This is a genomic window from Achromobacter aegrifaciens, assembly GCF_902859965.1.
GTDB classification, from domain to species: Bacteria; Pseudomonadota; Gammaproteobacteria; order Burkholderiales; family Burkholderiaceae_B; genus Achromobacter; species Achromobacter aegrifaciens.
The window spans coordinates 832272-854029 of record NZ_CADIKO010000001.1; the positions used below are offsets into that span (position 1 = coordinate 832272).

The 21758-nt window shown below is 62.7% G+C and carries 19 protein-coding genes, 1 tRNA gene and 1 pseudogene; 12 read left to right on the top strand and 9 right to left on the bottom strand.

Annotation, left to right across the window (positions count from 1 at the left end):
• Positions 1-3: 3 nt before the first annotated feature.
• Both HV793_RS03905 and HV793_RS03910 read left to right on the top strand, forming a co-directional pair.
• Positions 4-999, top strand: coding sequence for an acrylyl-CoA reductase family protein (locus HV793_RS03905; protein WP_175212703.1), 996 nt, complete (start codon positions 4-6; stop codon positions 997-999).
• Between the two features lie 17 nt (positions 1000-1016).
• The gene (locus tag HV793_RS03910) at positions 1017-3134 is read left to right on the top strand and encodes an acetate--CoA ligase family protein (RefSeq protein ID WP_175212704.1); all 2118 of its coding nucleotides are present in this window, start codon (positions 1017-1019) and stop codon (positions 3132-3134) included.
• Positions 3135-3173: 39 nt separating this feature from the next.
• Here HV793_RS03910 and HV793_RS03915 read toward each other — a convergent pair whose 3' ends face one another.
• The 4 genes from HV793_RS03915 to HV793_RS03930 form a co-directional block, all read right to left on the bottom strand.
• Positions 3174-4439 carry a type II toxin-antitoxin system HipA family toxin gene (locus tag HV793_RS03915; protein WP_175212705.1) on the bottom strand — a complete coding sequence of 422 codons (1266 nt, stop codon included), beginning with the start codon at positions 4437-4439 and terminating at the stop codon, positions 3174-3176.
• Complete coding sequence (locus HV793_RS03920; protein WP_119450477.1) at positions 4436-4705, bottom strand: helix-turn-helix domain-containing protein; 270 nt, start codon at positions 4703-4705, stop codon at positions 4436-4438. Before HV793_RS03920 ends, HV793_RS03915 begins: the two co-directional genes overlap by 4 nt.
• A 262-nt stretch (positions 4706-4967) precedes the next feature.
• Positions 4968-6866, bottom strand: a complete 1899-nt coding sequence (gene htpG, locus HV793_RS03925; RefSeq protein ID WP_125470201.1) for a molecular chaperone HtpG — start codon at positions 6864-6866, stop codon at positions 4968-4970.
• Positions 6867-7038: 172 nt separating this feature from the next.
• The gene (locus HV793_RS03930; RefSeq protein WP_175212706.1) at positions 7039-8442 is read right to left on the bottom strand and encodes a DKNYY domain-containing protein; all 1404 of its coding nucleotides are present in this window, start codon (positions 8440-8442) and stop codon (positions 7039-7041) included.
• Positions 8443-8613: 171 nt separating this feature from the next.
• Here HV793_RS03930 and HV793_RS03935 point away from each other — a divergent pair, with 171 nt between their 5' ends.
• The 5 genes and pseudogenes from HV793_RS03935 (at position 8614) to HV793_RS03955 (ending at position 11874) form a co-directional block, all read left to right on the top strand.
• Positions 8614-10002 (top strand): uracil-xanthine permease family protein, encoded by a 1389-nt coding sequence (locus HV793_RS03935; RefSeq protein ID WP_054459298.1) that lies wholly within the window; start codon positions 8614-8616, stop codon positions 10000-10002.
• A 169-nt stretch (positions 10003-10171) separates the two neighbouring features.
• Positions 10172-10256, top strand: a tRNA-Leu gene (locus tag HV793_RS03940).
• Between the two features lie 77 nt (positions 10257-10333).
• A pseudogene (locus HV793_RS03945) lies at positions 10334-10678 on the top strand (integrase core domain-containing protein); the annotation flags it as partial.
• A gap of 301 nt (positions 10679-10979) precedes the next feature.
• Positions 10980-11471: a hypothetical protein gene (locus tag HV793_RS03950; RefSeq protein WP_175212708.1), complete on the top strand. Its 492-nt coding sequence runs from the start codon at positions 10980-10982 to the stop codon at positions 11469-11471.
• A gap of 70 nt (positions 11472-11541) precedes the next feature.
• A complete protein-coding gene (locus HV793_RS03955) occupies positions 11542-11874 on the top strand; it encodes an HAD family hydrolase (protein ID WP_280528334.1) in 333 nt (110 codons plus the stop codon).
• A 74-nt stretch (positions 11875-11948) separates the two neighbouring features.
• Here HV793_RS03955 and HV793_RS03960 read toward each other — a convergent pair whose 3' ends face one another.
• Entirely contained in the window at positions 11949-13373 is a 1425-nt protein-coding gene (locus tag HV793_RS03960; RefSeq protein ID WP_175212709.1) for a cytochrome P450, read from the bottom strand.
• Between the two features lie 197 nt (positions 13374-13570).
• On the opposite strand from HV793_RS03960, the gene HV793_RS03965 reads away from it, so the two are divergent.
• The gene (locus tag HV793_RS03965) at positions 13571-14398 is read left to right on the top strand and encodes a helix-turn-helix domain-containing protein (RefSeq protein ID WP_175212710.1); all 828 of its coding nucleotides are present in this window, start codon (positions 13571-13573) and stop codon (positions 14396-14398) included.
• 156 nt (positions 14399-14554) lie between these two features.
• On the opposite strand, the gene HV793_RS03970 is transcribed toward HV793_RS03965, so the two are convergent.
• Both HV793_RS03970 and HV793_RS03975 read right to left on the bottom strand, forming a co-directional pair.
• Positions 14555-15544 carry a tripartite tricarboxylate transporter substrate binding protein gene (locus tag HV793_RS03970; RefSeq protein WP_175212711.1) on the bottom strand — a complete coding sequence of 330 codons (990 nt, stop codon included), beginning with the start codon at positions 15542-15544 and terminating at the stop codon, positions 14555-14557.
• A 132-nt stretch (positions 15545-15676) separates the two neighbouring features.
• On the bottom strand, positions 15677-16492 hold the full coding sequence (locus HV793_RS03975; protein WP_175212712.1) for a LysR family transcriptional regulator: 816 nt from the start codon (positions 16490-16492) through the stop codon (positions 15677-15679).
• A 112-nt stretch (positions 16493-16604) separates the two neighbouring features.
• Between HV793_RS03975 and HV793_RS03980 the strand changes: the two genes are divergently transcribed.
• Positions 16605-17339 (top strand): SDR family oxidoreductase, encoded by a 735-nt coding sequence (locus tag HV793_RS03980; RefSeq protein ID WP_217481754.1) that lies wholly within the window; start codon positions 16605-16607, stop codon positions 17337-17339.
• Between the two features lie 28 nt (positions 17340-17367).
• Here the strand turns inward: HV793_RS03980 and gstA are convergent, their stop codons facing one another.
• Positions 17368-17973 (bottom strand): glutathione transferase GstA, encoded by a 606-nt coding sequence (gene gstA, locus HV793_RS03985; RefSeq protein ID WP_175213151.1) that lies wholly within the window; start codon positions 17971-17973, stop codon positions 17368-17370.
• 97 nt (positions 17974-18070) lie between these two features.
• Between gstA and HV793_RS03990 the strand changes: the two genes are divergently transcribed.
• Positions 18071-18979, top strand: a complete 909-nt coding sequence (locus tag HV793_RS03990) for a LysR family transcriptional regulator (protein WP_175212713.1) — start codon at positions 18071-18073, stop codon at positions 18977-18979.
• 120 nt (positions 18980-19099) lie between these two features.
• Positions 19100-19948: a DMT family transporter gene (locus tag HV793_RS03995; RefSeq protein WP_175212714.1), complete on the top strand. Its 849-nt coding sequence runs from the start codon at positions 19100-19102 to the stop codon at positions 19946-19948.
• Positions 19949-19954: 6 nt separating this feature from the next.
• On the opposite strand, the gene HV793_RS04000 is transcribed toward HV793_RS03995, so the two are convergent.
• Positions 19955-21085, bottom strand: coding sequence for an FUSC family protein (locus tag HV793_RS04000; RefSeq protein WP_054458887.1), 1131 nt, complete (start codon positions 21083-21085; stop codon positions 19955-19957).
• 189 nt (positions 21086-21274) lie between these two features.
• Between HV793_RS04000 and HV793_RS04005 the strand changes: the two genes are divergently transcribed.
• A complete protein-coding gene (locus tag HV793_RS04005) occupies positions 21275-21742 on the top strand; it encodes a MarR family winged helix-turn-helix transcriptional regulator (RefSeq protein ID WP_054458885.1) in 468 nt (155 codons plus the stop codon).
• Positions 21743-21758: the final 16 nt, after the last annotated feature.

Sequence of the window (21758 nt, forward strand, 5' to 3'; positions counted from 1 at the left end):
AACATGGAAAATCCCGAATTCCAGGCCTACCGCCTGCACGCAGGCGCGGCGGGCGAACCGCCGCAGGGCCGTTTCGACACGCTGACCGCGGACCAGTTGTCCGCGGGCGACACGCTCATCAAGGTGGCCTATGCCGGCCTGAACTACAAGGACGCGCTGGCCCAGGCCGGGCGCGGTGGCATCATCCGCGAGTATCCACGCATCGGCGGCATTGATCTTTCTGGCACCGTTGTGCATTCCGCCGACCCTGCGCTCGCGCCCGGCCAGGAGGTCGTGGTGCATGGCTTCGGCATCGGTGTGGATTGCGACGGCGGCTATGCCGAGTATGCGCGGGTGCGCCACGACTGGGTGCTGCCGCTGCCCGCCGGCATTGGACTGCGCGATGCGGCCGTGCTGGGCGCTGCGGGCTACACCGCGGCGCTCTCGCTGCACTGGATGGAGCATTGCGGACTGACGCCGGAACAAGGCGAGGTCCTGGTCACCGGCGCAACCGGCGGCGTTGCCGGCGTCGCCATCGACATCCTGAGCCAGCGCGGCTATCGCGTCTGCGCCATGTCCGGCAAGCCGGATGCGGCGGACTATCTGCGCTCGTTGGGCGCGCAAGAGGTGATTGCCCCGCCCGACCTGTCGGCCGGCATCAAGCCGCTCATGAGCGCGCGCTGGGCCGGCGTGGTCGACTCCGTGGGCGGGCCGCTGCTGGCCCACGCGTTGGCCAGCCTGAAGCCGGACGGCGTGGCCGCCGCCTTCGGCAACGCCGGCGGCGCGGAACTGCCCACCACCGTCATCCCTTTCATCTTGCGCGGCGTCAAGCTGCTGGGCATCAACGCCAACAGCACCATGCCGCTGCGGCGCCAGGTATGGAACAAGCTCGCCGCCGAATACCGCCCCGCGCACCTGGACCTGATCGCGCGCGTCATCGAACCCCGCCAGCTGCCGCAAGCGCTGGCCGCCATGCTCGAACGCGGCAGCACGGGCCGCAGCGTCGTGCGCTACTCCTGATTTTTCATCGCCACATCATGACTGACTCTTCCCTGTCCCGCCTCTTCAATCCGCAAGGCATCGCCATCGTCGGCGCCTCGGCCACGCCCGGCAAGATCGGCGCGATGCCGGTGAAGCTGCTGCTCCAGCACGGCTACGGCGGCCGCATCATCCCCGTCAACCCGCGCGCAGACGCCATCGCCGGCCTGCCGGCCGTACCCGGCCTGGACGCGCTGGACGCGGAGGTGGACCTGGCCATTCTGGCCGTGCCGGCCGCTCATGCCGCGCAGGCGCTGGAACGCGCCCGGCCCGGCCAGGTAGGCGCCGCCGTGGTGTTCACCTCGGGTTTTTCCGAGACCGGCGCGCAAGGGGCCGCGCAACAGGAACGGCTCTGCGCCATCGCGCGCGAGCGCGGCATCCGCCTGCTGGGGCCGAATTGCCTGGGCTTCATGAACGTGCGGCGCAATGTCTACGCAACGTTCTCGCCCGCCCCCGCCAACGGCATCGTCGCCGCCGGCGGCATTGGCATGGTGTCGCAGAGCGGCGCATTCGGCGCCTACGCCTACAGCATGGCGCGCGAGCGCGGCCTGGGCCTATCGCACTGGATCAGCACCGGCAACGAGGCCGACATCGACGTGGCCGACTGCATCGAATGGCTGGCTCGCGACGCCGATACGCGCGTCATCATGGCCTACATGGAAGGCTGCCGCGACGGCGCCAAGCTGCGCCTCGCCCTGGCCGCGGCGCGCGCGGCCGGCAAACCCGTCGTCGTCACGAAGATCGGCCGTACCCAGGCCGGCGCGCAAGCCGCAGCTTCGCATACCGCTGCGCTGGCCGGCGATGACGCCGTCTACGACGCGCTGTTCCGCCAATACGGCGCCCTGCGCGCGCGCACCATCGAGGAATTCTTCAACCTGGGCTATGCGCTGGACACCTGGAAACAGCCGCCGCAGGGCCGCCGGCTGGGGCTCTTCACCATCTCTGGCGGCGTGGGCGCCTTGATGGCCGACGAGGCCGACGACACTGGCCTGGCGCTGCCCGAGCCCGCCGCCGAAGCGCAAGCCCGCCTGCTGGAGCGCGTGCCCTTCGCCAGCGGCCGCAATCCCGTCGACGTCACCGGCCAGGCCGTGTCCGAACCCGGGCTGCTGCTGGCCACCGCCGACGACATGCTGGCCGATGGACGCTACGACGCGCTGGCCGTCTTCCTGGCCGCCGCTGGATCCTCCGAAGCCTTGTGGCCTACCTTCGAGGCTTTCGCAAGGCAGATGCAGGCCCGCCATCCGGACGTGCCGTTGGCCATCAGCGCGCTGTTTCCGCCCGCGCGCCGCCGGGAACTGGAGCAACTGGGCTGCCTGGTGTTCACTGATCCCAGCGCCGCCATCCGCACGATAGGCGCGGTGGCCGGGCTGGCTGCTCATACGGGTAGCGACGTTGCTGACGATGCTCCCACGATGCCCGCGGCGCACACACCGCCATTGCTGGACGCCTACAACGAAGTCCAGGCCATGGCGCTGCTGCGCCAGGCCGGCTTGCCGGCCTCGCCCTGCACGCTGGCCGCCGACGTGGACGCGGCAGTGCGCGCCGTCGCCGAGCTGGCTGCTACGGACGGCGACGCCGCTCCCGTCGTGCTCAAGGTGGTATCGCCCGACATCACGCACAAGAGCGACGTAGGCGGCGTGAAGCTCAACATCCGCGGCGAAGCCGCCGTGCGGCAGGCCTATGCCGACATCATGGCCGCCGTGCGCCAGCACCGGCCCGACGCCCGCATCGACGGCGTGCTCGTCGCGCCCATGGCGCCCAAGGGCGTGGAATGCATCGCCGGCGTGCATTGCGACCCGGTGTTCGGCCCGGTCGTCATGTTCGGGTTGGGCGGCGTCTTCGTCGAAGTGCTCAAGGATGTGAGCTTCCGCCTGGCCCCCTTCGGTCGCGAGGAAGCCCTGGCGATGATCCGCGAGATCAAGGGCTACGCGCTGCTGCAAGGCGCGCGCGGCGCGCCTCCTTGCGACGTCGATGCGCTGGCTGACGCGCTGGCGGCGCTATCCCGCTACGCCCACGCGCGGCGGGAGGACTTCAGTTCAATGGAGATCAATCCCTTGCTGGCGCTGCCCGAGGGACAAGGGGTGGTGGCACTGGATGCGGTGGTGATGCGGGGCTAGGCGCCACCCGGACGGTGGCGCCGATGCGGCCGCGGGCGGCTACGCGTCCATCCCCCACCGCCTGGCATGCTTGCGGGTGTTGGTCTTGATCCAACGCCCCAAGCGCTCGATCAACGTGCGCTCCGCGCCCCCCGGCGCCTGCGCCAGCAGTCCTGCCTGCACCTCATCCAAGGCGACGGGAAGCGCATCTACCAGCGACTCCCCTGCTGCCCTGACGTAGCGCAGGGCAAAACCCAACTCCCTAGCCATGGTCGCGATATGTTCCGCGCCGATGCTGCCCGGCTTCACTTCACCGCCGATCGCAAACGCGAAATTGCGAGCAAGCCCGGAGTACATGCCCGTGCACATCAGGTCATAAAAGGGCGCCAGCCGGTATCGGCCATCTTGCGTCTGCAGCACGGACAGGTTCTTGGCATGGCTATCGTTGTTGCCGACGCACAAGTTGAAGAATATCCATTGCAGGAATCGCTTCAAATCCGCCGCGCCGATGCCCATGCTTCCCAACAGCTCCCGACATTGCTGCAGCGACGGACCGCCATCGGACTCATACTTCACGTCGGACGGTTTGCCAGCCAGCTGGCAGAGATCCAACTGATGCAGCCGCAGCAAACCACCCTTGCCGTCAGGCTTGCGGTCATACCGGGTAATCAGGCATGCGCGCGTATCGGGCTGATAGCGGACTTCCGCCACGCCCAGGCCCATTCTGGCGGCCAACTGCATGACCAGCGTTTCGTTCAGGGCCGATGACCATACGCCATCGAGGCCGCGAATATCCGGCTTCAGAATATGCGTGGACGGTGCAGCCCCCTCGGGTATCGCTGGCGAACCATCGGGCATGACCGTCAATAGAAGCTTGTCCTGCGCCCCGGCCAGAGAAATGCGGGCGCCCTCGGCGTTCTCCGCCGCCAGCGCGGGCACGGCCACGTTTTGCAGGCGCTTTGTCACGTCCTGCCATGTAGCAACCCGGTGGCGCGCCGGCGCGGGCCGCTCCCCTTGCGGCAGTATCGTCAACCCGCTGGCGGTATCCCCGCCCACGCTGCGCAGCAGACCGAAGACCGTGGTGGCATGGCGGCTGACCTGCAGAAACTTGCGTACATGCCCTTCGGGCAACAGGTTTTCAAAAAAAGCATGCACGGCATCGCCCGCATGATCGCCGCTGCGCAGAGGCACCGACGGCGAAATGGCATGCGCGCCAGACCAATTCAGCCAGACATCTTCGTACACGAAGCGCAACGGCCGCTCGTCGAACAAGCGGCCGACCTTGCGGTCAGCGTGATAGAGGTCCAGCGCGTCAGCGACGGTCATGGCAGCCTCGGGCGTTTGGGCGCTACCTGCACTTCCAGGCCCAGCAGATCCAGCATGTCCAGCACCTTCTGCAATTGCAGCGTGGGCTTGCCGCGCTCCAGATCCACCACATAGCGGTTGCCGGTGCCAGACAGGCCAGCCAAGTCCGCTTGCAGCAAGCCCTGCGAGCGCCGCACGGCCTTCACCAATTCGCCCAGTTCGGTCGATGTGCGGATCGTTACGCCGGCCCCGCCTGCGAGCTCGGCGGGAATATCTTGCGAGGGCATGGCCGCCTCCAAAATTACCGATCGGTAATTTTAGGATAAAAATTTGATTGGCGTAGGAAAAAAATTACCGAGCGGGAAAAATTTGCCGCGGCACATTTTTCTACGGCGAAAAAATTACCGAACGGGAATAATTTTTTCTATCCAAGCGGATTTTTTGTACAAAATTACCGATCGGTAATTTTTTAATCACTGCTTGTGAAACGTCTCCCAAAAGAAAAAAGGCGCCAAGGGGCGCCTTTCTTCCTTCAAGCGGATGCGCCGCTTACTTCAGCAGCAACGCATTCAAGCGCTTCACGAACGCGGCCGGGTCGGCGATCTGCGCGCCTTCGGCCAGCAGCGCCTGATCCAGCAGCAGGCGCGCCCACTGGTCGAATTCGCCGTCTTCGGCAGCGCGGATGCGGGCCAGCAGCGGGTGCTCCGGGTTGATTTCCAGCACCGGCTTGACGTTGGGCGCTTCCTGGCCGGCGGCCTTGAGCATGCGCAGCAGGTGCGGGCTGAGTTCGTTCTGGCCCACCACCACGCACGCCGGCGAGTCCACCAGGCGCAGCGTCACGCGCACTTCCTTGACCTGGTCTTCCAACGTCTTCTGCAGGCGCTCGACCAGCGGCTTGAAGTCCTCGGCCACTTCGGCCTGGTGCTTCTTTTCTTCCTCGTCGGCCAGCTCGGCCAGGTCCAGGCCGCCCTTGGCCACCGACACCAGCGACTTGCCGTCGAATTCACGCAGATAGGACAGCATCCATTCGTCCACGCGGTCCGACAGCAGCAGGACTTCGATGCCCTTCTTGCGGAAGATTTCCAGATGCGGGCTGTTGCTGGCCGCAGCGAAGGTATCCGCCGTGACGTAGTAGATCTTGTCCTGGCCTTCCTTCATGCGCGACACGTAGTCGGCGAACGACACGGTCTGGGCCTGGTCGCCCGTGTGGGTCGAGGCGAAACGCATGAGCTTGGCGATGCGTTCCAGGTTGGCCGAGTCCTCGCCCGCGCCTTCCTTCAGCACCTGACCGAACTCCGACCAGAACGTGGCGTAGTCTTCCGGCTTGTTCTCCGCCATGTCTTCCAGCAGCGACAGGATGCGCTTGGCCGAACCTTCGCGGATGGCACGCACGTCGCGGCTTTCCTGCAGGATTTCACGCGACACGTTCAGCGGCAGGTCGGCCGAGTCGATCACGCCGCGCACGAAGCGCAGGTACGACGGCAGCAGCTGGTCGGCGTCGTCCATGATGAAGACGCGCTTGACGTACAGCTTCACGCCGTGGCGGCCGTCGCGGTCCCACATGTCCATGGGTGCATGCTTGGGCACGTACAGCAGCTGCGTGTATTCGCTGCGGCCTTCGACGCGGTTGTGGGTCCAGGCCAGCGGGTCGTCGTAGTCGTGCGACACCGTCTTGTAGAACTCGCGATACTGCTCTTCCGTGACGTCCGACTTGCTGCGGGCCCACAGCGCGTTGGCCTGGTTCACCGTTTCCAGTTCTTCGGTCTTGACCTGCTCGCCCTTTTCCTGGTCCCACTCTTCCTTGGCCATGCGGATGGGCAGGGAGATGTGGTCCGAGTAGCGGCGCAGGATCTCGCGCAGCTTCCAGCCGTTGAGCAATTCGTCTTCGTCGGCGCGCAGGTGCAGCGTCACGTCCGTGCCGCGCGTGGCCTTCTCGGCAGCGGCGATGGTGAATTCGCCCTGGCCGTCGGATTCCCACTGGATCGCGTCCGTGGCGCCGGCGCGGCGGCTGACCACCGTGACCTTGTCGGCCACGATGAACGACGAATAGAAGCCCACTCCGAACTGGCCGATCAGCTGCGCATCCTTCTGCTTGTCGCCGGTCAGCTGCGAGAAGAATTCCCGCGTGCCGGAGCGCGCGATCGTGCCCAGGTTGGCCACGGCTTCTTCACGCGACAGGCCAATGCCGTTGTCGGAAATCGTGATGGTGCGGGCGGCCTTGTCGTAGCTGACCGTGATGGCCAGTTCGCCATTGCCTTCCAGCAGTTCGGGCTGGTCGATGGCCTCGAAGCGCAGCTTGTCGCAGGCATCCGATGCGTTCGACACCAGCTCGCGCAGGAAGATTTCCTTGTTGCTGTACAGCGAATGGATCATCAGGTGCAGCAGCTGCTTCACCTCTGCCTGGAACCCCAGGGTTTCGGACGTGGAAGGCGTGGCGGTTTGGCTCATAGTTCTACGTGGCTAGGTAAAAATTAGGGACGGTTATTGGCTGCCGGGACATCTGGCCCGCGCGGCCGCCGGGAAACCCTACTGATGTGGGGGCCAATGGCGCACTTTCAAGGGCGGGCAAAAAAACCCCCGCAGGTTCTAGCCTCCCCTTTTGGGGAGTGGCGGCAGCGCCTCAGAAAATCGAGAACACCTTGCGGTAACGTGTCTTCGCTTCCAGCACGGCTTCATACTGCGGCACCGCCAGCTTGCCGGCCCGGACCAGCTTGCGTATGTCGGCAGCCGTGATCTGCCGTGTTTCTTGCGAACTCAGCAGGAAATCCGCCGCGCCGCGGTCCATGATCTGATAGATCGAATGGGAAATCAGCTGCGAGGGTCCAAGCTCATCCAGGTAATAGAGCTTCTCTCCCTTCTGCCAGACCGTGCCGAAGTTGTGATAAACCACGCCGCGCTTGATCCATTCCCCAGCCGGCGCATCCGCCAGCTGGTTGACCAGCGTGGAACGGGACACCAGCCCACCGCCCCCGCCCCGCGAGTTGCGGGCCCAAACTTCCTGCGCCTGCAGGAACAACGTCTGTTTGCCATCCGTGTACACGTATGGCGACAGCGCGGTGTATGTGCCCGAAGCCAACGGGTCGTCACCCGCCCGTTCCACCTGCCGCGTCTGCGTGTTGTAGAAAAAGATGCCGTCCTTGCTGCGGAACAGCGCCTGGTACACATGCCGGCCGTGCTCGTTCAGCAGGCGGTACGGCGCATGCGCCGCGTCGAAGGGCTGCGCGCCCACATACACCATGCCGTCGCGGGGGTCTTGCAGATAGGGCTGACGGTACAGGTCGCCCACCATGAAGGTGTACAGCGCGGGATCATCCGACAGCGGCAGCAACTGTTCGTGGAAATAGACGCGGCGGCCATCGGCGAAGAAATCGTCGCTGGAACGCACGTCGCCATCCCGGCCTGCAGGCAGGCGGCGCAGCGAAGCGGGCGCCGCCTGCGGCATTTCGCGGCCGCGGTAGTACACGCGTACATCGTCGGTGGCCAGCTCGCGGTCCAGCAACGGCCGGTAGGGCCGGGCGCTGGCCGGCAGGACGACGAACGGATACAGGTAGGTCTGCGGCTTGGGGCCGGCGTCCGCCCGGTACTGGATCTTCTGCCAGAACTCGTCCAGCATGCCCAGTTCCTCGTTGCGCACACTGTGCATCGAACAGAAAACCGTAACCGCGCCGTCGCTGAAATAGCTGTTGCCCAGGTAGCGTGCCGACGCCGGCTTCATGTCCGGCAGGACCTGGTTGCCGCAGTACACGTGCCGCTGGTCCCTGGCCGCCTGCCTGCCATCGAAAGCCCCGGTATCGAAGGCCGTGAAACTGGCTGGATCGGCCTCGTCCATGCGGTAATAGCCGTTGCTGGGGACCGCGGCGTAAACGCCGCCCTGATAATTCTTATAGATGCTGTTGCCGTAAGACTGCCCACGGTCGACGGCCGCGAAGTCGTCGCCGTCCATCAACCAGAACAACAGGAACATCGGCAGCGCGGCGATGATCAGAACCAGCGTGATCAAGGCCCATTTGGCGCGTTTTTGCATGGAGTGGCGGGGCTGACCTGCCGTTGATTGGTGACCAGGGATTCTAACCAGCGGCGGAGATCCCGGCCCGCGCCTGCGCCCCCTCCCGATCCGTCCCCGGACGGCACGGGGCCTTCCCCGCTAAAATCCCGCACTTTCCTCCCCTACCCATCCCTGGCCGGCCCATCCGCCATGCAACCCGCCTCCCTGACCCAACCCGCCCCCCACGGCTCATCCGACGCCGACCCCAGCCCTGACCTGGTCTACGGCCCCGACGACCGTCCCGCGCCTCCCGTGGCCTTTGTCGCCGCCCTGCAGCACCTGCTGGCCATCCTGGTTCCCATCGTCACCCCCGGCCTGCTGATCTGCCAGGCCCTGGGCGTGAGCACCCGCGACACCACCCTGATCGTGTCCATGTCGCTGGTCATCTCCGGCATCGCCACCTACGTCCAGTGCAAGCGCTTCGGCCCCCTGGGCGCCGGACTGCTGATCGTGCAGGGCACCAGCTTCAACTTCGTCGGCCCGCTGATCGCTGGCGGCTCGGTCATGGTCAAGCAAGGCACCCCGGTCGAAGCTGTCATGGCCGCCATCTTCGGCGTGGTCATCGCCGGCTCCTTCGTCGAAATGGGCATCAGCCGCATCCTGCCCTTCGTCAAGCGCCTGATCACCCCGCTGGTCACCGGCATCGTCGTGCTGCTGATCGGCCTGACGCTGATCAAGGTCGGCCTCATCAGCATGGGCGGCGGCTACAGCGCCATGGGCAACGGCACCTTTGCCAGCGCCGAGAACCTGACGCTGTCCGGCCTGGTCCTGGGCACCATCATCCTGCTGAACCGCGTGCCGGTCGTGTGGGTGCGCAGCACCGCCCTGGTGCTGGCGCTGGCCGTCGGCTACATCGCAGCCGCCTACATGGGCCGCCTGGACTTCACCGGCGCCCGCGAAGCCGCCCTGTTCCAGATCCCCACCCCGCTGCACTTCGGCCTGGGTTTCTCGTGGGCGCTGTTCGTGCCCATGCTGATCATCTACCTGGTCACGTCCCTGGAAGCCATCGGCGACGTCACCGCCACCAGCAAGGTCTCCAAGCAGCCCGTCGAAGGCCCGCTGTGGATGCAGCGCATCAAGGGCGGCGTCCTGGTCAACGGCGCGAATTCGCTCCTGGCCGGGGTCTTCAACACCTTCCCCAGCTCGGTCTTCGCGCAGAACAACGGTGTGATCCAGCTGACCGGCATCGCCAGCCGCCACGTCGGCGTATGGATCGCCGGCATGCTGATCCTGCTGGGCCTGTTCCCGGCCGTGGCCGGCATCCTGCAGGCCGTGCCCGAACCCGTCCTGGGCGGCGCCGCCATGGTCATGTTCGGCGCGGTCGCCGCGTCCGGCATCAACATCCTGGCCGGCATCCACCTGGACCGCCGCGCCCTGCTGATCATCGCCGTGTCCCTGGCCCTGGGCCTGGGCGTGTCGCAAGTGCCGGAAATCCTGTCGCACCTGCCCCATGCCGTGAAGAACGTGCTGGAGTCGGGCGTCGCCACCGGCGGCATCTGCGCGCTGGTGATGAACTGGTTTTTGCCTGAGAAGAAGTAAGGCTGCGAATTCCTCGGAAAGCCGGTCCCCGCCTGCGCCTGTGTGCGGAGGGACTGGCCCCCGTCAGATGGCTGGATCCAGGGCCGCCTGACAATTTTTCCCAGACCGCATATAATCGCCGTCTTCGCTTCTCCCGCGACCGTCATCTGGACGTGTCCGCGACCTCCTAGCCCGGGTGGTGAAATTGGTAGACGCAGGGGACTCAAAATCCCCCGCCGCAAGGCGTGCCGGTTCGATTCCGGCCCCGGGCACCAGAATTCAAAAAGCCGTTGACGTTTAGCGTCAGCGGCTTTTTTCGTGCGTCGGCTAACCCTTGCTCTCGCTGCTGTTCGAGCGCGTGATGCGCACGCTCAAGCAGATTATCGGCTGGCGCGAAAAGCTCTCAGCCATTCGGTGCACTAACGGCCCGGAATACCTGAGCTCGGCGATCGTCGAGCGGGCCGGCGCATGGGAGCATAGGGCTCGATACATCCAGGCAGGCAAGCCGCAACAGAATGCCCACGTCGAACGGTTCAACGGGACCATGCGCTACGAATGGCTGTCCCAATATCACTGGAACGATCTGGACCACGTACAGCGCGTCGCCACGCAGTGGATGTGGTCCTACACTCACGAGCGCCCAAACATGGCTCTGAGCGGATTTACCCCAAAACAGCGGTTGGCCATGACCGCGTAGCGTTCCTACTTCTGGCAATCGCTAATAATGGGGGGGGGATTACCGGACCGTTACGAAGCAGCAAATATTGCTCAGCAATTTTCAGGCACTGCGATTCCGTCACTTTCCACTACCTAAAAAATGAGAATCGCGTCAGACCACAACTCTATTCGTTGAATTGCAGTCTGATATAGTTTTTACCCACAGAGCGGTTTTTCAAAAATTCCCGAGGGAAAAATCTTTGATAAAAGGCTCTACAAATAGGCATCAAGAGTTTCCCTCCATATGAAGATATGGCTAATTGGTTGCCCGGAAGGCAGATATGAAAAGCACCGATGTAATTTGCGAACTTTGCGGTAAAAAAATAGATAGTAAGCAACCCATATTCTATTTCCCAAAACTGCATCCTGAGCACAACCTGGTCGATCTTAAGGGGATTATGCACGTGGCATGCTTAGTTTCGCAAGATGGACCCAGAAAAATTGGCTTTCAACTTGCTGGAATGACGGAAGATTTAGCCCGTAGGTCAGTTGAAGCGTCTTTTCTTCGCCGGAATGGAAATATTGTTTCTAGATATCGCGATCATGAGGAAAATATTGAGATACTGGATTTTGAGAATTTTTGTGAAATTACAATTCCTCGAAAATCATTAAAAGACATTATTCTAGCCAAACGAGGAAACTCCTTTTCCTTGAGATTTGATATTCTTAAAATAGAAAGAAATGGAGATATCTTTTTGGAAAACAAAAACTCAGGATCCAGTAATTTTCTACGCACATTGAATTTAAAAAGATTACACGAATTACTGTCGTGAATTCATAGAATATATTGATTGGCGCTTGAGGATATGAATCTTGAAAAAATGTCAGACTACAATTTAGCGAGTGGAATTGCAGTCTGACACCTTTTTTTTCGCAGCGCCATACGGACCTCCGGTACTGGAATTGCTGCCCATTCGACCGGACTTTTGCGCCTGGTCATACGAAGCCGGCGCCGTGAAGCCACAGCCTGAGATCTACCGATACCTCTGCGATAGTATTGCGTGCCGGCCCGAAGAGATACTCATGATCGGCGACACCATTAAAGCTGATATGGTCGGACCTCGGAAATTTGGCATGCATGGGTACCACTTGGACAGACACGCGACGGCGACGCGCTCATGTGAATCGGTGGACTCGCTGAATGACGTTCTGACCATCCTGGCTGCTCGCTATTGATGAATTGCCTACGACTGCGAACTGGCGGAAAGGCTGACCCACGTCGCGTTGATGACATGCCGCAGAATGAACTGCTACTGAACTGATCTGAGCGAGAGATGCAGGGGCTCATCCGGCCTGAGTGCCACTTGTTGCACTGGACGCGGTGATTTCATGCCAACGGGTATCGATAACACCCACCGCTGCAAGATCATGGCTGCCATTACCTTCATTTCCGCCGTTGCAAGATGCTGCCCGAGACAAACACGTGGGCCTAATCCAAATGGCGCATACGCGCCCCGCGGGGCACGTCTTGGATCTTCACTGAACCGATCCGGCCAATAATCCTGCGGATCAGTAAACCAACTTGAATCCCGCTGCATTAGCTGTATCGGCAGCATGAACAGCGTGCGCTGTGGAAACTGCCATGGCCCCAAGCTCACAGGATTGACAGCACGGCGGGTCATGAGTACTGGTGCAGCAGGGTATAGGCGCATCGCTTCTTCCAGTGTTCGAGCCAGATAAGACAGTGCCGCGAGTGCTTGCATCGTGGGCGCTTCGCCCTGCAACACTTGTGCGACTTCAGTCCGGGCCTTTTCCTGCATGGTTGGATTCGAAGCCATGCACCAAGCCCACCAGGTCAGCGTTGCCGCGGTTGTTTCATGTCCGGCGAGGACCGTCGTCATGCATTCATCGCGAATATCCTTATACGACCATTCGGACGGATTGGTCTGTTGCAGACGCAACAGACGGGACAGCAAATCGTCTGGCCAGTTTTCCTCGGGTGCTTGTAGCCTCTCTTGCATGTGGCGCTCGATCAATTCATCCAACTTTTGAATTGCCCGCCTCTTGCCTCGCTTCCATGGCACCCAGTCGGGCCAATCTACTAACGAGAAGAATTCGGCATCTATCACCTTGCCTACAACACGAACAGCCTCTTCCGCTTGCCTAGCCTCGTCGCCAACTTCGGTCGAGAACATGGTTCGAATGATCGCGTCCATGGTCAATGAAGTAAACGCACTCTCTATGGGCCAGAGGTCATCGTTTGGAGGCCAAGAATCAAATGCATCTCGCGTTGCATCAATGATGGACGGAACAGTGCTTTGCAGCGCTCTAGGGGTGAAGTTCGGCTGCATGACTTGGCGCTTCTGAATCCATTTCTCACCCTCAGCTATGATCACGCTATGCCCGTGCACTTTTGCAAAGACACGAATGCCGCGTTCCCAGCGAATGAGAGCATCGTGGTGATTCACTAGTAGTTCACGCGCCAACTCCGGATCCGTGAGAACTATGAAATTCTCGGGCCAAATTCGCAGATGAAACACATTTCCAAAGGTCTGTTTCCATTCAGAAAGTGTCTCGAGCATGTTGTGAGACATCTTTCTGGACAGCCGCCAACCAGTGACGCCTGATGACGGACCGGGAGGCCACTCTCCCGCGTCAAACTGTCGCGGGGATAGGGGAGAATCAGACTTGCCGGTTGATTCGAAAGGGCATGAGTAGGGGGCATCTTTTTTCATAGGCAGTACTACATGCCAATTTGCCCGAGACGTCTTGAATCGAAACGACATCTTAAGTCCCGAAGCGATTCCACACCCAGTCCCGTAGACCCATGGATTGCCAATCAAATCAGATTTGTGTTCCTGCCTTCAACGCGCGAGCCCCTCGTGTGGTGACCGGCACGCAAGACTCCCTGGCGCAACTATATCCAGCGCCTATGGCACTGTCTGGCGCCATTGTGGCAGTGGTTAGTCGAAACACCTGTGGTATCGCTCTTAGCGATGCGCAGCGCCTCTCTCATTTCCCCGCATCGCCGTTCGTCTGCCTTTCTTGGTACAAAAATGCCGACTTCGGTCTTGTGGAGCGAAACGACCATGGGACGGAATGGCGCCGCTTTGACACCGATGTCTTGATTTCCGGCAGTCAGTCAGGACCAGCAGCAAGTTGGTCTAGGGGAAGTGGCCGCGGCGGAATGATTTACTTCCCTATAAGCACGGCGACGGAGTTGTTCCAGATAGATGTATCCATGATTCAAGACCGAGCTATTTGCGCCCGCCGGATACTTGGATCGACTTGGTTTGAGATGCTTGACGCTCTGGTTGATTCCGATGACGATCAAGTTACTCTGGAAATTATCGAACGATATCTTGAACCGCGTTGGCGGCCATCACATCTACGCCACTCCACAATAGACATCTTGAGAGGGGCGGGCCGTCAGTGGGTCGACGGACTAGCCCGCCAAGCAAATGAATGGCAACGCAGTCGTGGCATTCGACAGGTCGAACGTCGTATCAGAGCATTCAGCGGACGATCTCTACGCGAATGGCAGTCACTTGTCGGCACTGAACAAGCCTTCTTTACAGCGCGAGATCGTCAAGAGTCCATAAAATCGCTGGACTGGGCTGCTTTTGCACTGGAAACAGGATTTGCAGACCAAGCCCATCTAAGTCGGGCAGTAAAACGCATAACTGGATTTCCTCCGGCCGAGTTTGCTCGGCGCTTCGTTGAGGACGAGTCGTTCTGGATCTATCGACTCTGGGTCTAGCCCCTCGTCGCAATCAGACAAAGAGGCCTCCGCCAGAACCCCAAAAGCCGTTGACGTTTGCCGTCAACGGCTTTTTTCTTGTTCGACCCGGGCACGGACTGTCGCAGACGGTTTTCACGTGTTGCCACGTCCCGCGCCCAGTTCCGCGCAAGACGATCAATTGACCGTCACACCCGCCTCACGCACCACATCGCCCCACAAGGAAATCTCCTTCACGATCTGATCGCGAAAGTCCTGCGGACTGCCCGGCGCGGCCGCTTCCCCGGTCGCCTTCAGACGATCAGCCATCTCGGGCATCACGACGGCCGCATTGATCGCGGCGTTCAGCTTGGCCTGCACCTGCGGCGGCACGCCCTTGGGCGCGATGATGCCGTACCACACCGTCACGTCATACGGCACGCCGGCCTCGCGCACGGTGGGGATATCCGGCGCCGAGGACACGCGCTGCGGCAGGGTCACGGCCAGCACCTTCAGGCGCTTGTCCTCGCGGTAAGGCAGGGTCGAGCCGGCCGTGGTCAGCATCGCATTGACCTGGCCTGAGACGGTGTCCGTCAAGGCCGGCGCGGACCCCTTGTAGGGGATGTGGACCATGGTGATGCCGGCCGTCTTCAAGAAGGCCTCCATCGCCAGATGCGAAATCCCGCCCGTGCCAGACGAGGCATAGGTCAACCCGCCCGGCTTCTTCTTGGCCAGGGCCACCAGCTCGCTCAGGCTGTCCACCGGCACGCCGGGATTGACCGACACGAAGAAGGGCGCGCGCGCGATCATGCCGATTGGCGTCATGTCTTCCACCGGATCGAACGGCAGCTTGTACAGACTGGGATTGACGGAATAACTGTTGGAAATCAAGGTCAGGGTGTAGCCGTCGGGCGCCGACCTCAGGCCCTGCTCCACGCCCAGCTTGCCGCCCGCGCCGGGGCGGTTCTCCACCACCACGGGCTGCTTCAGGCCATCGGACAGCAACTGCCCCAGGAGACGCGCGATCCCGTCATTGCCGCCTCCGGCGGCAAAGGGCACGATCAGCTTGATCGGCTGCGATGGGTAGTCATCCGCGTGCGCATTGGAAACCGATGCGGCAAACGCCACGGCAGCCAGTGTCATCCCCCATACCGCCCTGCCCAGCTTGGCGCCGGATAGCATCGTCATACTTCTCTCCTCTTTGATCGGCCACTGCGCGGCCATGTTATGTGGCGAAAGGCGCAAGACTACAACTTAACGAGTGAAGTTGCAGTCTTGCGCCTTGTTTTCTGGACCTCTCGATGGCGTTGCGCGGCTTTCTTATGCTGTATGCGTGCCCTGGAACGCATACACCCCAAGCCGCTCCACCAGCGTTGCCACCGCGGACTTGTCCAACGATTGCACCGCATAGCAAAGCCCGACGCGACGCGCCATCTCCAGCCCTTCCAGAGGCCTGATCTCCACGCCGGCCTGGCTGCCGGCGAGGGACTCCGGTGCCACGCACATGCCTGCGCGGGCAGCGGTCAACGCCAATGCCAGACGCAGCGATCCTGCGTGCGCGGCCGGCGTGTTTGCCCCGGCGCCATAGTAGGGCAGCAGACGCTGATGCGTCGGATGGTTCGGGCACACGATCCACGGCAATGCGGCGTCGGCGCCGCTGCCCGCGGGCATGGCCAGCACGTAAGGATCGACGGACAGGGGCAAGAACAGCTCGTCCTCGCAACGCTCGTCTTCGGTCGCCAGCCGGGCATCGCCCTGGCACCCTTCAAGCAGACTCACGAAAAGCGCCGGCACGACCTCTCGCGCCGCGCGCAGGAAGGCGGCGATGTCCTGTCCGGCAATATCCGCCTCCACGCCGATCTCGACGCGAGATCCAGGCGAGCCGTGGCGGAACTGCTGCGCCATCGAGTCCGTTTGCGACAGGATGCGGCGCGCCTGCGGATACAGGATGCGGGCGTCCTCCGTCACGGCCACGCCACGCGCCTGCCGCGTGAACAACTGCGTGCCCAGCATGTCCTCCAGGCTTTTGATCGTGCCCGACAGCGCGGGCTGGCTCAGGTGCAGGCGGCGGGCGGCAACGGTGATGTTGCGCTCTTCGAACACGGCGACAAAGGCCTTGAGCTGGCGGCTATCCATAAGATTTTCCGATTTCTTCCAAAGGAATAAACCATTTCTCAGGGAGAACCCCCGGGAATAAAATGATTTCCGATCACTCAAGCATACATAAAACCGATATCAGGAGCCCACCATGTCAACCATGAAGAAACCGCTGGTCATCATCACGGGCGCCAGTTCCGGCATCGGCCTGGCCACCGCCCGCCTGTTCTCGGCTCACGGCCACCCGCTACTGCTGCTGGCCCGCCGGCTGGAAAAAATGCAGGCGCTGAACCTGCCCGACACCCTGGCGCTGTCCGTGGACGTGACCGACCGCGCCGCGCTGGCCGCCGCCGTGCAGCAAGGCGAAGCGCGCTTCGGGCCGGCCGATGCGCTTATCAACAATGCGGGCGTCATGCTGTTGGGCGACATCACGCGCCAGGACCCGGACCAATGGGACCGGATGCTGGACGTGAATGTGAAAGGCGTGTTGAACGGCGTGCATGCGGTCGCGGCGGGCATGGTCCAACGCAAGCGCGGCAGCATCATCAACATCAGTTCAGTGGCCGGGCGCAAGACCTTTCCCAATCACGTGGCTTACGTGGGCACCAAGTTCGCCGTGCACGGCCTCTCGGAAAACCTGCGCGAGGAACTGTCGGCGCACAACGTGCGCGTGACCACCATCGCGCCGGGCGCCGTGGAAACCGAGCTGCTGGGCCATACCACCGATGCGGACATCAAGACGGGCTACGAGGCCTGGAAGGCCGAGATGGGCGGCAAGGTGCTGGCCGCCGAGGACGTGGCCAACGCCATCCACTACGCCTATGCGCAGCCGGACGGGGTTTGCGTGCGGGAAATCGTGCTGGCGGCCACGCGCCAACAGGCCTAATGCATCCGTTGCCGTGGCCGCATGACGTTCAGCCCTGCGCCTCCGCGCGCAGCGCGGCCCGCACCGCAGGGCGCTCTCCGATGCGGGCCGCGTATGCCGCCAGGGATGGCCAGCGATCCAGGTCGATCGCGAAGAACCTGCACCATCCCAGCACGGTAAACAGATAGGCATCGGCCACGCTGAACTGCTGGCCCACCAAGTAGCTGCTCCCGGCCAGGATGCCGTCCAGGTAATCGAAGCGTTTGAAGAGCCGTTCGCGGAAGTGCGCCTTGGCGGCTTCGGGCAAGGCCGACTGGAACAAGGGCGCCGATCCTGCGTGGATCTCGCTGGTTAGGAAGTTCAGCCATTCCTGCAGCCGCGTGCGTTCGCGCGTGCCATTGGGTGGCGCCAGCTGCATGCCAGGACGCAGGTCGGCCAGGTACTGGACGATGGCCGGCCCTTCAGTGAGCACATCGCCATCTACCAGTTCCAGCGCGGCGACATAGCCTTTGGGATTGATGGTGCGGAAATCGCGGCCGTCCGCGGTCTGCTTGGTCTGGTTGTTCACCTTGACCAGTTCGAAGGGCAATTCAAGTTCGCGCAAGACGATGTGCGGCGACAGCGAGCAGGTATGCGGGGCGTAGTAGAGCTTCATGGCTTCTCTGGGAAACGACATGGGAGAAGTCTCGCGCGCTGCGAGGCACGGGTAAAATTAATGCTCTATTTTCCTATCATTAGCTCAGCTACTTAATATGTTGAACCTGGCACATTGGCGCCTGCTCGTCGCGACGGCCGACACAGGCAACATCTCCCGCGCCGCCGAGCGCGTGGGCATCACCCAGTCCGGCGCCAGCCAGGCCATTGCGCAGCTGGAAGCGTCGCTGGGGCTCCAGGTCTTCACCCGTTCCCGCAAGGAAGTGGCGGTAACGGCGCTGGGCGAACAGGTCATCGATCACGCCCGCGCGATGCTGTCTCACCTGGAGTCCATCCGCGCCCTGGCCGACGACAGCCAGGGACTGAGCCAGGGCCGCATTCGGCTGGGCAGCTTTCCCTCGGTCATCTCGACGCTGCTGCCACCCCTGCTGCACGGCTTCCGGCTGCGCCACCCCGGCATCGAGGTGGTGGCCTTGGAGGGCACGGATGAAGAGGTCGAGGAATGGCTGTCGCGCGGCGCCATCGATCTGGGCGTGGTGATGAACCCCGCAACGCAAAGGCAAGCCCTGATCCTGGGCCGCGATCGCTGGATGGCGCTGCTGCCCGGCATGCATGCGCTCAGCCGCCGCGCGTCGTCGCGGGGCGTCGCACTGGCCGAGCTGGCCGATGAACCGTTCATTCTCGCGACCGGCGGCTGCGCCGTGAATGGCCTGAGCCTGGCGCGCAAGGCCGGACTGGAACTCAACGACATCCGCGTCACGGTCCGCGACTGGGCCAGCGCCTGCGCGCTGGTGCGCGAGGGCATGGGGGTCGCGGTGGTTCCCGAGTCCACGCTGCCCGCGGACATGCGCCAGTTGCGCGCCTTGCCGCTGAGCCCGGCGGCGCGCCGGGAGTTTGGGCTGGTGCGCTCTGCCGCTGGACGGCAATCCGCGGCAGTGGGCGCGCTGTGGCAGCATGCCGCCCACGCCCTCAGCTCAAAAGCTTCGGCCAAAGTACGTACCCACTGAGACGAATCGCACGCGTATCCCAACCGCCAGCCGAAACTCCGCGCTACGATCTGATCATCGTTCCATCCCGCTTTTTCCGGACACGATCGCCGAAGCGCTGCCCAAGGGAAACACCGCGCCATGACACCCCGCCTGTACGCGCTCACCCTGCTCTCCATGCTTGCCTTCGCCGGCAACTCGCTGCTGTGCCGCCTTGCGCTCAAGCAGACCGCCATCGATCCGGCCACCTTCGTCGCCATCCGCATCGCTTCCGGCGCATTGGTGCTGTGGCTGGTATTACGCATGCGCAAGCCGGCCAAACAGCTGGAAGGCAATTGGCATGGTGCGTTGGCGCTGCTGGCCTATGCCGTGGCCTTCGCCTATGCCTACACCCAGATCCCGGCAGGAACCGGCGCCTTGCTGCTGTTCGCGTCGATCCAGATCAGCATGATCCTGTATGGATTTTTCATCGGCGAGAGGCTGAGCATCACGCAGGGGCTGGGCATAGGCCTGGCGGTGGCCGGCCTGGTGATCCTGATGTTGCCCAGCGTCAGCGCCCCGCCGTTGTTCCACGCCTTGCTGATGATCGCGGCCGGCGTCGCGTGGGGCGCCTATTCGCTGCTGGGCCGCAGCGCCAGGGACGCGGCCTCGGCGACGGCGGGCAACTTCATCCGCGCCACCCCTGTCGCATTGTTGCTATTCCTGCTGCACGGGCTGAGCTCACGCGTGGGCTACGACGCTGCGGGCGTGGCATATGCTGTGGCTTCCGGCGCGGTGACCTCGGGCCTGGGCTATGTCGTCTGGTATGCGGCGCTCAAAGGCCTGAAAGTGACTCACGCCGCCACCGTGCAGCTCAGCGTGCCAGTGTTGACGGCATTTGGCGGGACCCTGTTCCTGGATGAGCCCGTGACCGGAATCCTGGTGACGGCGTCGGTGCTGATCCTGCTCGGTATCGCGTTGGTGGTGCTGGTCAAGCGGCCGGCTCGATAGCCCTTTTCAGTTCACGCGCTTGGGCAGCACCGCCCGCATCCAGCGCGACAAGCGCGGCCGGATGCGCTGGTTGTGCAGCAGCACGGCGCCCACGGCGCCGATGAACGCGCCGACCACCGTATCCAGGAAGCGGGCCTCGATGACGGCCGCGGGATAGCCCTGTCCCAGGTGCGGCGCCTCGGCCAGGAAGATCGTCAAGGGCGTGATCAGCACCACGGCGCTGGCGTAATGGCGCACCACCAGCGTTTCTATGCCGAACGACAGCGCCATCATCACCAGGCTCAGGGTCCATACGTTCAGCGGCAGGCTCAACAAGGCCCATGCCACGCACAAGCCCACGGCGGTGCCCAGGATGCGATGCAGCTGACGGTTCCAGGCCGCCATCAGGGTCGCGCCCTGGATGATGGCCAGGCAACTGACGGGTACCCAGTAGGGGCGCGGCAGTTGCAACAACTCGGCCACCAACAGCGACACACCCACGAACAGGCCAATGATCACGGAGTCGTAGACCACGAAATCGAACGTGGGCCTGGGCAACGCGGTTTCGGGCGGCGGCGGCGCGACCCGCGTCATGTGCAGGGAATACACAAACGCCACCAGGCACGCGACCAGGCTGCCCAAGGCCACCATGCCGACGCGTGTGGGGATTTCTTCCACGCTCCCCGGCGTGTAGGCCGCGATCGCAGTCGCCATGATGTAGAACAGGCTGCCCGGCGGCCCCAGCCGGTAGCAGCGGCAGACCATGTTCACCACCATGGCGATGAAGGTCAACGCCACCAGCATGACGGCAGGCCAGAACTGCGTCAGCGCGCCCACCGCATAGCAGGCCACCATGCCGAAGGACGCCGCCAACAGCATCATCATGCGGTGCTGTAGCGATGAATTGGGCAGGCTCAGGAACACCATGCCGCCCAGGCTCGACATCAGGCCGTAGTCCATGCGGCCGAAATAGGCACCCACCAGCAAGGGCAGCCCAGAGGACAGGGCCGCGGCCAGGGGCATTTCCCAGGGCCGGTCGCTGGCGTTGACCCGGATCAGTTCGCGCCACACGCCCAAAAGGCGCGCTTTTGCAAAGGCGAATGAACGCCAGGAATCGGGACGGCCGCCGCCGCCCTGCGGCTCATCGCTATTGTTCATGTACAGGCCCGATCGGAAATTCCATGCTTGCCATTGTCGCCGCCTGGCTGCAATGTGGATAGAGGCGGCAAGGACGCCCAACCGGCGGCATCACAGTAAAATCCGTGCTCAGTCCGTACGTTCAGCACGTCCAATGCGTGTGCCGTTGACAAAAATCATGATGCTCATTGCATTGCTTCGGATAGGCTTATGCGCAATATAAAAGGCAAGTCCTCGTCCAATACGGATGGCTATTTGTTTTCTGATCAAGTCGGTCACCTGCTGCGGCGCGTGTACCAGCGGCATACCGCCCTATTCCAGCAGTACATTCCCGATTCCCAACTCACCGCGGCGCAGTTCGTCGTGCTGTGTTCGGTGCGGGACAAGGGCGCGAGCTCGCTGGCCGATCTGGTCAAGGCCACGGTCATCGACCAGGCCACGGTGCGCGGCGTGGTCGACAGGCTCAAGCAGCGTGAACTGGTCCAGGTGGACCATGACCCCGTCGACCGCCGCAAAGTCGTCATCAACCTGACGCCCATCGGCCAGGAACTGGTGCAGCAGATGGAGCCGTTCGCCAAGCAGATCACGGAAAGCACGTACGGCAACCTGAATCCTGCCGAACGCCTGGCGCTGAACTATCTATTGACGAAAATGCTGAACGGCGACGAACAGGGTTGACTGTTCGCCGCCGTCC

Coding starts and splice junctions, on each gene's coding strand:
- HV793_RS03905 (WP_175212703.1), top strand. CDS start 4: ATGGAAAATCCCGAATTCCAGGCCTACCGCCTGCACGCAGGCGCGGCG.
- HV793_RS03910 (WP_175212704.1), top strand. CDS start 1,017: ATGACTGACTCTTCCCTGTCCCGCCTCTTCAATCCGCAAGGCATCGCC.
- HV793_RS03915 (WP_175212705.1), bottom strand. CDS start 4,439: ATGACCGTCGCTGACGCGCTGGACCTCTATCACGCTGACCGCAAGGTC.
- HV793_RS03920 (WP_119450477.1), bottom strand. CDS start 4,705: ATGCCCTCGCAAGATATTCCCGCCGAGCTCGCAGGCGGGGCCGGCGTA.
- htpG (WP_125470201.1), bottom strand. CDS start 6,866: ATGAGCCAAACCGCCACGCCTTCCACGTCCGAAACCCTGGGGTTCCAG.
- HV793_RS03930 (WP_175212706.1), bottom strand. CDS start 8,442: ATGCAAAAACGCGCCAAATGGGCCTTGATCACGCTGGTTCTGATCATC.
- HV793_RS03935 (WP_054459298.1), top strand. CDS start 8,614: ATGCAACCCGCCTCCCTGACCCAACCCGCCCCCCACGGCTCATCCGAC.
- HV793_RS03950 (WP_175212708.1), top strand. CDS start 10,980: ATGAAAAGCACCGATGTAATTTGCGAACTTTGCGGTAAAAAAATAGAT.
- HV793_RS03960 (WP_175212709.1), bottom strand. CDS start 13,373: ATGAAAAAAGATGCCCCCTACTCATGCCCTTTCGAATCAACCGGCAAG.
- HV793_RS03965 (WP_175212710.1), top strand. CDS start 13,571: ATGGCACTGTCTGGCGCCATTGTGGCAGTGGTTAGTCGAAACACCTGT.
- HV793_RS03970 (WP_175212711.1), bottom strand. CDS start 15,544: ATGACGATGCTATCCGGCGCCAAGCTGGGCAGGGCGGTATGGGGGATG.
- HV793_RS03975 (WP_175212712.1), bottom strand. CDS start 16,492: ATGGATAGCCGCCAGCTCAAGGCCTTTGTCGCCGTGTTCGAAGAGCGC.
- HV793_RS03980 (WP_217481754.1), top strand. CDS start 16,605: ATGTCAACCATGAAGAAACCGCTGGTCATCATCACGGGCGCCAGTTCC.
- gstA (WP_175213151.1), bottom strand. CDS start 17,973: ATGAAGCTCTACTACGCCCCGCATACCTGCTCGCTGTCGCCGCACATC.
- HV793_RS03990 (WP_175212713.1), top strand. CDS start 18,071: ATGTTGAACCTGGCACATTGGCGCCTGCTCGTCGCGACGGCCGACACA.
- HV793_RS03995 (WP_175212714.1), top strand. CDS start 19,100: ATGACACCCCGCCTGTACGCGCTCACCCTGCTCTCCATGCTTGCCTTC.
- HV793_RS04000 (WP_054458887.1), bottom strand. CDS start 21,085: ATGAACAATAGCGATGAGCCGCAGGGCGGCGGCGGCCGTCCCGATTCC.
- HV793_RS04005 (WP_054458885.1), top strand. CDS start 21,275: ATGCGCAATATAAAAGGCAAGTCCTCGTCCAATACGGATGGCTATTTG.